Source organism: Streptomyces sp. WAC 04229, from assembly GCF_003947455.1.
In the GTDB taxonomy this organism is placed as follows: domain Bacteria; phylum Actinomycetota; class Actinomycetes; order Streptomycetales; family Streptomycetaceae; genus Streptomyces.
Genome location: NZ_QHJH01000261.1, coordinates 1 through 8,032, shown reverse-complemented (window position 1 = coordinate 8,032; position 8,032 = coordinate 1). Strand labels below are relative to the sequence as shown.

The 8,032-nt window shown below is 73.7% G+C and carries 7 protein-coding genes; 3 read left to right on the top strand and 4 right to left on the bottom strand.

From position 1 onward, the window contains the following. Positions 1–175: 175 nt before the first annotated feature. Positions 176–994, bottom strand: a complete 819-nt coding sequence (locus DMH12_RS35555; RefSeq protein ID WP_125495437.1) for a hypothetical protein — start codon at positions 992–994, stop codon at positions 176–178. Between the two features lie 277 nt (positions 995–1,271). Here DMH12_RS35555 and purN point away from each other — a divergent pair, with 277 nt between their 5' ends. From purN to DMH12_RS35540, 3 genes are all read left to right on the top strand, one after another. Then, on the top strand, positions 1,272–1,910 hold the full coding sequence (gene purN / locus DMH12_RS35550; protein ID WP_125495436.1) for a phosphoribosylglycinamide formyltransferase: 639 nt from the start codon (positions 1,272–1,274) through the stop codon (positions 1,908–1,910). Further along, positions 1,907–3,466, top strand: coding sequence for a bifunctional phosphoribosylaminoimidazolecarboxamide formyltransferase/IMP cyclohydrolase (gene purH, locus DMH12_RS35545; RefSeq protein ID WP_125495435.1), 1,560 nt, complete (start codon positions 1,907–1,909; stop codon positions 3,464–3,466). The genes purN and purH overlap by 4 nt, the downstream gene beginning before the upstream one ends. 196 nt (positions 3,467–3,662) lie before the next feature. Beyond that, a complete protein-coding gene (locus DMH12_RS35540) occupies positions 3,663–4,109 on the top strand; it encodes a peptidoglycan-binding domain-containing protein (protein ID WP_125495434.1) in 447 nt (148 codons plus the stop codon). Positions 4,110–4,239: 130 nt separating this feature from the next. Here DMH12_RS35540 and DMH12_RS35535 read toward each other — a convergent pair whose 3' ends face one another. From DMH12_RS35535 to DMH12_RS35525, 3 genes are all read right to left on the bottom strand, one after another. Further along, on the bottom strand, positions 4,240–5,601 hold the full coding sequence (locus DMH12_RS35535) for a serine/threonine-protein kinase (RefSeq protein ID WP_125495433.1): 1,362 nt from the start codon (positions 5,599–5,601) through the stop codon (positions 4,240–4,242). Further along, complete coding sequence (locus tag DMH12_RS35530) at positions 5,598–6,338, bottom strand: FHA domain-containing protein (protein WP_125495432.1); 741 nt, start codon at positions 6,336–6,338, stop codon at positions 5,598–5,600. Before DMH12_RS35530 ends, DMH12_RS35535 begins: the two co-directional genes overlap by 4 nt. 149 nt (positions 6,339–6,487) lie before the next feature. Further along, positions 6,488–8,032, bottom strand: a 1,545-nt coding sequence (locus DMH12_RS35525; protein WP_125495431.1) for a protein kinase domain-containing protein, incomplete at its 5' end; no start/stop codon positions are given.

Sequence of the window (8,032 nt, the reverse complement as noted above, 5' to 3'; positions counted from 1 at the left end):
GTGGTGGGCCGTACGACCTGCTGCCGGTCGATACTCCGGCGGAGCCGCCGCGGGGGTAGGGGGAGGATGTCTTCGCCCCGCCGCCCCTACCCTTCCCGTCCCTGGGCCGCGCCCCAGACCCCCGCTTCGGCCTGACGGTCTCGTCCTCGAACGCCGGACGGGCTGCAAGCGGCGGCTAGCCCTCCGTGCCCAGCAGGTCCCGCAGCTGTTCCGGGAGCAGGCGCTCGCAGCCCTGCTTCGCCGTGTTGGTCAGGGCGTCCTCGCGGCAGGTGTAGTAGTCGTCGTAGACCAGCTGGGCGCTGAAGGACGCGGCGACCAGGAGGATGGCCAGGGACGACGTGACCAGGCCGCTGATCGCCGCGGTGCGCTGCGGGCGGCCGGTCTGCTCGGCGGGGCGCGCCGGGGCGTCCGGGTCGGCGGCGGCGCGGGGCTTGGTGCGCAGGGAGCTGATGCCCCAGTACAGGGCCGGCGCGCCGAGCAGCAGGGCCACGTACGGCCAGGTGAAGAGCGCGAAGAAGAGGGCCCACATGCCGCTCAGCAGGGCGTAGCGCGCACGTCGCTGGGACGGGTCCGTGGGGTCCCAGCGCGGGCCCGGGCCGCCGCCCTGTCCCTCGGGACCGGAACCGGAACCGCCGGGCCGGTCACCGAAGCCGCCGGAGGAGCGGCCGGGCTGCCGGTCGCTCCACTGGCCGCCCCAAGGCGAACGCCCGCCGCCCTGGGAACCGGACGAGTCCTGCGAGTCGCCGCCGTCGCCCGACGGGTGCCGCGGCTGCCAGGGCCGGTCCGGCGTGCCCTCCGGGGGCGGGGCGAACGGATTGTCCCGGTCCGGGGCGGCCGGGTTGTCCTGGGAGCCGTCCTGCCCGCCGCCGTTCCCGCGGTCCGAGGGCGTGTCGGGCGGTGACGAGGGGCGCTCCCGCAGCAACACGGTGCTGCGCCCCCCTGGCTGCGCCGACTGCTGGGGGAGCGTGAGCGGTCTCAGGCTGCGGTCCGGCATCAAGTGAGCGTCTTCCCTCGGCGGCGATGAACGGGTGGAACGGGCGAACGGGTCGGCACGACTGGTGAACGCGTGACGCGCAGGTCGCGTTCCCGGTCCGGCTCCACGCAGACGCTACCTTCCGGCCACGCCCCCGTCCCGAGGGGGCCGTCCGGTGTGCCGGTATCGTTGCTGACGGTCGGCCGCTTCGTAGACTTCCCCGTATCCCGGGGCGCGAAGCATTCGTACGACTGTACAAACCGACGAACGTACCGCTTCCCCGAGAAAGGCCCTCACCGTGGCCGCCAAGCCCGTGGCCCCGCGAGCCAAGCGCCTCGTCGTGCTGGTCTCCGGATCCGGCACCAACCTCCAGGCGCTGCTCGACGAGATCGCCGCCACCGGCGTCGAGGCCTACGGAGCCGAGATCGTCGCCGTCGGCGCCGACCGCGAGGGCATCGAGGGCCTGGCCCGCGCCGAGCGCGCCGGGCTGCCGGCCTTCGTGACGAAGGTCAAGGACTACGGGAGCCGCGACGAGTGGGACGCGGCGCTCGCCGAGGCCGTCGCCGCGCACGAGCCGGACCTCGTCGTCTCGGCCGGGTTCATGAAGATCGTGGGCAAGGAGTTCCTGGCCCGCTTCGGGGGGCGGTTCGTGAACACCCACCCCGCCCTCCTCCCCAGCTTCCCGGGAGCCCACGGCGTGCGGGACGCGCTCGCGTACGGCGCCAGGGTCACCGGCTGCACCGTCCACTTCGTCGACGACGGCGTCGACACCGGGCCGATCATCGCGCAGGGCGTGGTGGAGATCCGGGACGAGGACGACGAGAGCGCTCTGCACGAGCGCATCAAGGAAGTCGAGCGAAGGCTGCTCGTCGATGTCGTGGGGCGGCTCGCCCGCAACGGCTATCGCATCGAGGGACGAAAGGTAGTTATCCAGTGACCGCCGAGAGCAACAAGCGGGCCGTCCGACGGGCGCTCGTCAGCGTCTACGACAAGACCGGTCTGGAGGAGCTGGCACGCGGGCTCCACGAGGCGGGCGTCGAACTCGTCTCCACCGGTTCCACGGCCGGCCGGATCTCCGCCGCCGGCGTCCCCGTCACCAAGGTCGAGGAGCTGACCGGCTTCCCCGAGTGCCTGGACGGCCGGGTCAAGACCCTGCACCCCAAGGTGCACGCCGGAATCCTCGCCGACCTCCGCCTGGACAGCCACCGCGAGCAGCTCGGCGAGCTGGGGGTGGAGCCGTTCGACCTGGTCGTGGTCAACCTCTACCCGTTCGAGCAGACGGTCGCCTCCGGTGCGTCGCCCGACGAGTGCGTGGAGCAGATCGACATCGGCGGCCCCTCCATGGTCCGCGCCGCCGCCAAGAACCACCCCTCCGTCGCGGTCGTCACGAGCCCCGCCCGGTACGCGGACGTGCTCTCCGCAGTGAAGGACGGCGGCTTCGACCTGACCGCCCGCAAGCGGCTCGCCGCCGAGGCGTTCCGCCACACCGCCGAGTACGACGTGGCGGTCGCCGGCTGGTTCGCGGGGGAGTACGCCGGCGACGGCGAGCAGTTCCCGGAGTTCATCGGCGTGACGTACGAGCGCAAGAACGTGCTGCGCTACGGCGAGAACCCGCACCAGCCCGCCGCCCTCTACACGGGCGGCTGCGGCGGCCTGGCCGAGGCGGAGCAGCTGCACGGCAAGGAGATGTCGTACAACAACTACGTCGACACGGACGCCGCCCGCCGTGCCGCGTACGACCACACCGAGCCCTGCGTCGCGATCATCAAGCACGCCAACCCGTGCGGCATCGCGGTCGGCGCGGAGGTCGCCGAGGCACACCGCAAGGCGCACGCCTGCGACCCGCTCTCCGCGTACGGCGGCGTGATCGCGGTCAACCGCCCGGTGTCCAAGGAGATGGCCGAGCAGGTCGCGGAGATCTTCACCGAGGTCATCGTCGCGCCGGACTACGAGGAAGGCGCCCTCGAAGCCCTCACCAAGAAGAAGAACATCCGCGTGCTGCGCTGCCCCGAGGCACCGCAGCCGCCCGCCGAGTTCCGCCCGATCGACGGGGGCGGCCTGGCCCAGGTCAAGGACGTGTTCCAGGCCGAGGGCGACGACCCGGCGAACTGGACGCTCGCGGCCGGCGAGGCGCTGAGCGAATCCGACCTGGCCGGCCTGGCCTTCGCCTGGAAGGCCTGCCGCGCCGTCAAGTCCAACGCGATCCTCCTCGCCAAGGACGGCGCCTCCGTCGGCGTCGGCATGGGCCAGGTCAACCGCGTCGACTCCGCGAAGCTGGCGGTGGAGCGCGCGGGCGCCGAGCGGGCGCAGGGAGCGTACGCCGCCTCCGACGCCTTCTTCCCCTTCCCGGACGGCCTGGAGATCCTCACCGCGGCCGGCGTGAAGGCCGTGGTCCAGCCGGGCGGCTCGGTCCGCGACGAACTCGTCGTCGAGGCCGCGAAGAAGGCCGGCGTGACGATGTACTTCACGGGGACGCGGCACTTCTTCCACTGAGCGGCACGCACAGGGCCGCCCGCCGGTGGTCACCCCGACACCGGCGGGCGGCCCGGCTGGAAGGACCCGTCTAGCACGAAACGTCCGGAAGGCACCCCCGAAAAGTTACAGGTACCGCGCGACGCGGCAACTCCCCAAGCTGGTCACTGTGCTTGCCGAGGCAGGCACACGACACATCCACACGGAGGGGAACAGCATGCGAGCTCTCACGAAGGCAATCGTCGGTGTCACCGCCGCGCTCGGGATCGCCACCGGCGGCCTGGCGACCGCGGGCACGGCCATGGCGGCTCCCGCGTCGGCCCCCCAGGCGGTGACTGCCGAGGCCGTCGCACCGCTCGCGGTGGTCAACCTGGGTCTGGACACCGCCCATGCGAAGAGCTGGCAGTGCTGGCTGCGCACCACCGGCTACAACCCCGGCACGATCGACGGGCAGCTGGGCACCAACAGCTGGAAGGCGGCCCAGAGGAAGTTCGACGCCATGGGCTACTACGACGATTCCATCGACGGGATCGTCGGAACCAACACGGTCAAGGCGCTGCAGAGGTACCTCAACCTCCACGGTGCCAACCTCACCGTCGACGGGGACGCCGGGCCGCAGACCAGGTCCGAGTTCTGGGACTTCGCCGGCACCCACCGCTGCTGAGCAGGCCCGCTGCCGCACACATGCCGCGGCCCGCCCTCCCTCAGGGGAAGGGCGGGCCGTGACGTCGTGGCGCCGGATCGCCCCACACGGTCGCGGACGTCTCAGCGGCAGCCACCGCCGGCCAAGGCCGTTACCGACGCTCCCCGCCCTTCCGCAACGCCCGCCACGTCGACGGTCCCACGATGCCGTCCGCGTCCAGTCCCGCCCGCTCCTGGAAGATGACGACCCCGCTCCGGGTCTTCGGGCCGAAGTCGCCGTCGACCTCGCCGACCTCCGGGATGCCGTGCAGGTGGCGGAGCAGGCACTGCACTTCCGTGACCTGGCTGCCGCCGTCGCCGCGTTGGACGGTGAAGTCCCAGGTGCCGCTGTGGCCCGCCATGTATCCCCGGCCGTCGGCGTTCTGGTACACCACGGGTTTCTCGCAGGTGGGAGGGGCCGCGGCGGCGGGCGCCGGCTCCCACGGGGCGGTGTAGGCGAGGCTCGCCGTCCCGACCAGCGCTGCCGCGAGCCCCGCCGCCAGGGCCGGGCGGCGCCATCGCCGGGGACGCGGTCTCGGCAGCCGCGCCGAGCGGGAGGCGCCCGCCGCCTCCTCCACCCGGCGCAGCAACGCGGTGGTGCGGGTGGCGCGTTGCCCGTGGGTCGGGGCCAGGCAGTCCTGGAGGATGCCGCGCCAGGCCGCCGGGAGGGCGGGGGACAGGCGCAGTTCCTCGCGGCCGCGGGCGTACCGCATCGCCGCGTCGGAGCGCGCCTCCGGGGTGCCGCCGGGCAAGGGGAAGCCGCCGGTGAGGACCACGTGGGCGAGGACGCCGAAGGCCCAGACGTCGGCGGACGGGCGGATCCGCGTCCCGCGCTCGTCGACCTCGGGCCACAGCAGTTCGGGCGGGGTGTAGTCCGGGGTGGAGAAGGCGGGGGTGTAGGCGTGGGTGCCCTCCAGTTCGGCGGCCATGTTGAAGTCGGCCAGCCGCACCGAACCGTCCGCCATCAGCAGGACGTTGGCCGGTTTCAGGTCGCCGTGCACCCAGCCCGCGTGGTGCAGCTGCGCCAGTCCCTCGCAGATCTGGGGCAGAAGGGCGGGTCCGGCGTCCGGCCGCGGGGTCCGGGCCAGTACGGCGTCCAGGGAGCCCTCGGCCCGCTCCAGCACCAGCACGGTCGCGCCGTCCAGCTCCGGATGGTCCGGGTCGTCGACCGTGAGGGTGTCGTACATCCGGACCAGGCGGGGCGAGCGCAGCCGCCGCAGCAGTTGCACCTCGCGCTCGGCCAGGTCGCGCAGGTGGTGCAGCTGACGCGGGGTGCGGGTGCCGGTGGGCAGGAACTTCAGCGCCGCCCGGCCCGGCGGTTCGCCGCCGTCCGAGGTGCGTTGCGCCGTGCCCGCGGTGTGCAGGGCCGCGTCGTAGACCGTGGCGAAGGCCCCCGACGCCAGCGGCTCTCGCACCTCCCACGGCCCGATCCGGTAGCCCTTCGGCACCGGGACCGCGTGCGGCCGCCCGGTCACCGTGCCGCTCCGCTCGGGGCCGGGGCGAGTACCACGAGGTCGTCCTCGCGGACCAGGTCGAAGCGGAGGGCGAGCGAGGCCAGGGACTCCTTCTTGCCGTGCGTGCGCCGGCCCGGCTCGACGGTGTCCGGGCCGGGTCTCAGCCGCAGTTTGACGGCGAGGTAGTCGATGTTCCAGTAGACGGCGGAGCGGCTGACCTTGGGCCAGCTCGGGCGCAGCCGCTCCACGATCTCCTCGACCTCGGGCAGCGGGGCGCGGGGCTCACCGCGCAGGCGCCGCTCGCACAGGGCGGCCAGCACCGCGAAGTACCGCTTGGTGCGGTCCAGGGCGAACGCCGGGACGGTGCCGGCCCCCTCGAGACCGTGGCGCTCGATGCTGCGGAAGGCGTGCCGCGGTGCCCAGACGTCGAAGGTGAGCAGGTCCCCCGCCGCGGGCAGGGTCACGCGCGCCAGCTCGAACGGCACCGGCGCCTCCACCCGGCCCGGGCCGACCTTGATGTGCTCGCCCGCGCCTTCCGGATTCTCCACCACGTAGGTCTGGTCCACGCTGAGATTGCTCAGCAGCCAGAACGTCCGGTGGGCCGCGATCTCCCCGGCGACCCGGGGCACCCCCGCGTGTGCGATGGCGAGACCGCCGGTCGGTCCGGCTCTGCCGAACTCGATGCGCTCACCCGCGCTGATCCTCAGTTGCTCGGCCACACTGCCGCACGACGGCGGCACGACGATGACGCTGTACATGGAGTCGTCCCCCTCCCCCGATCCCCTCGGGGTAGCCCTTCCCCAGTCCAACGAGGGGCAGCGTACGGGGAGTGGGTGAGAGCTCTCCAAGCATTCGGACGGCGCGGCGGGTCGCCGTGAACCTGCCGTGAACCTCGGACGTCACAGGGTCACTTCCGCCCCTCGGGCGTGTACTCCTTGAGGTGGTGAGCGACGCGGTCGGCGTAGTCACGGTACTTCGGGGGAACCCCGCCCGCGTCGTTCACCTTCTTGTACGACGTCCGGTACGCGACGGCGACCAGGACGGAGCGGTCGCCGGGCAGGCCGTCCTCCAGACGGGGCGTGATCCAGCACAGGTAGCGGCCCATGGCGGGGATGGACTCGGCGGGCGGGAACGGCGGTTCCGGGACGGTCTCGCCGGGTGTGCCGTCCTCGTTCATCCACCAGCGCAGCACGCTCGGTGTCCAGCGGGCGATGCCGTACTCGTTCCTGGCCGGGTCGGACAGGGCGGGGTCGAAGTCGCTCTCCACCTTCAGCATGGCCGCGATCAGGGCCGGGCTGACCTCCGCGCGGTCGCAGTCGTGCGCCGTCTCGACGATCAGCAGCCGGTAGGCGGGCGGCACGTCCCGGTCGGTGCGCAGCACGTCCGCGCCGTAGGCGGCGGCGGAGACGCTCGCGGTGCCGCCGCCGCGCGGACCCGCGGCGGGCTGCCGGCCGTCACCGGCCCAGGAGACGACGCCGTACGCGAGCGCGGCCAGCGCCACGGTGCCCGCGGCCGAGGCCGCGACGACGCCGCGTCGGGTGCCGCCCCGGGCCCGGAGCGAGAACCTCGCCGCCCCGCTCGCGGCGTCCGCGGCCGCCGCCACCCGGCGCAGCAGGGCGGCGGTGCCGGTCCGGCCGGCGTGCGTCCGGGTCAGACAGTCCCGCACGATCTCCCGCCATGCCTCCGGAAGTTCGGGGGAGAGCCGCAGCTCGTGGGTGCCGCGGGCGTAGGCGACGGCGGCGTCGCGGCGGGCCGTCGGCGTGCCGCCGGGCAGCGGGAAGGAGCCGGTGAGGACGAGGTGGGCGAGGACACCGAAGGCCCACACGTCGGCGGACGGCCGGATGCGGCGGCCGCGTTCGCCGATCTCGGACCAGAGCAGTTCGGGCGGCGTGTAGTCCGGGGTGGAGAAGGCGGGCGTGTAGGCGTGGGTGCCCTCCAGTTCGGCGGCCATGTTGAAGTCGGCCAGCCGCACCGAACCGTCCGCCATCAGCAGGACGTTGGCCGGTTTCAGGTCGCCGTGCACCCAGCCCGCCCGGTGCAGCTGCGCCAGCCCCTCGCAGACCTGGGCGAGCAGCGCGGGCCCGTCCGGCGGGCGGGGCGAGGCGGCGATCAGGGCGGACAGGGAGCCCTCCGCCCGCTCCAGGACGAGGACGGTGGCGCCGTCCAGCCGGGGGTGGCCGGGGTCGTCGACGGTGAGGGTCTCGTACATCCGGATCAGCCGGGGCTGCCGCAGCCGGCGCAGCAGCGCGATCTCGCGCTCGACCAGGTCCCGCAGGTGGGCGAGTTGCCGCGGGGTGCCGGTGCCGGTGGGCAGGAACTTGAGGGCGGCCGTGTCCGGCAGGTGCCCGCCGCTTCCGCCGCCGCCCTCGGCGCCTCCGCCGCCGTCGACGCGGCGCGCGGCGTAGACGCTGCCGAAGGCGCCGGTGGCGATCGGCTCGCGCACCTCCCACCC

Bases quoted from the DNA above. Each gene is read 5' to 3' on its own strand.
- DMH12_RS35530 (WP_125495432.1), bottom strand. From the start codon at position 6,338: ATGTACAGCGTCATCGTCGTGCCGCCGTCGTGCGGCAGTGTGGCCGAG.
- DMH12_RS35555 (WP_125495437.1), bottom strand. From the start codon at position 994: ATGCCGGACCGCAGCCTGAGACCGCTCACGCTCCCCCAGCAGTCGGCG.
- DMH12_RS35540 (WP_125495434.1), top strand. From the start codon at position 3,663: ATGCGAGCTCTCACGAAGGCAATCGTCGGTGTCACCGCCGCGCTCGGG.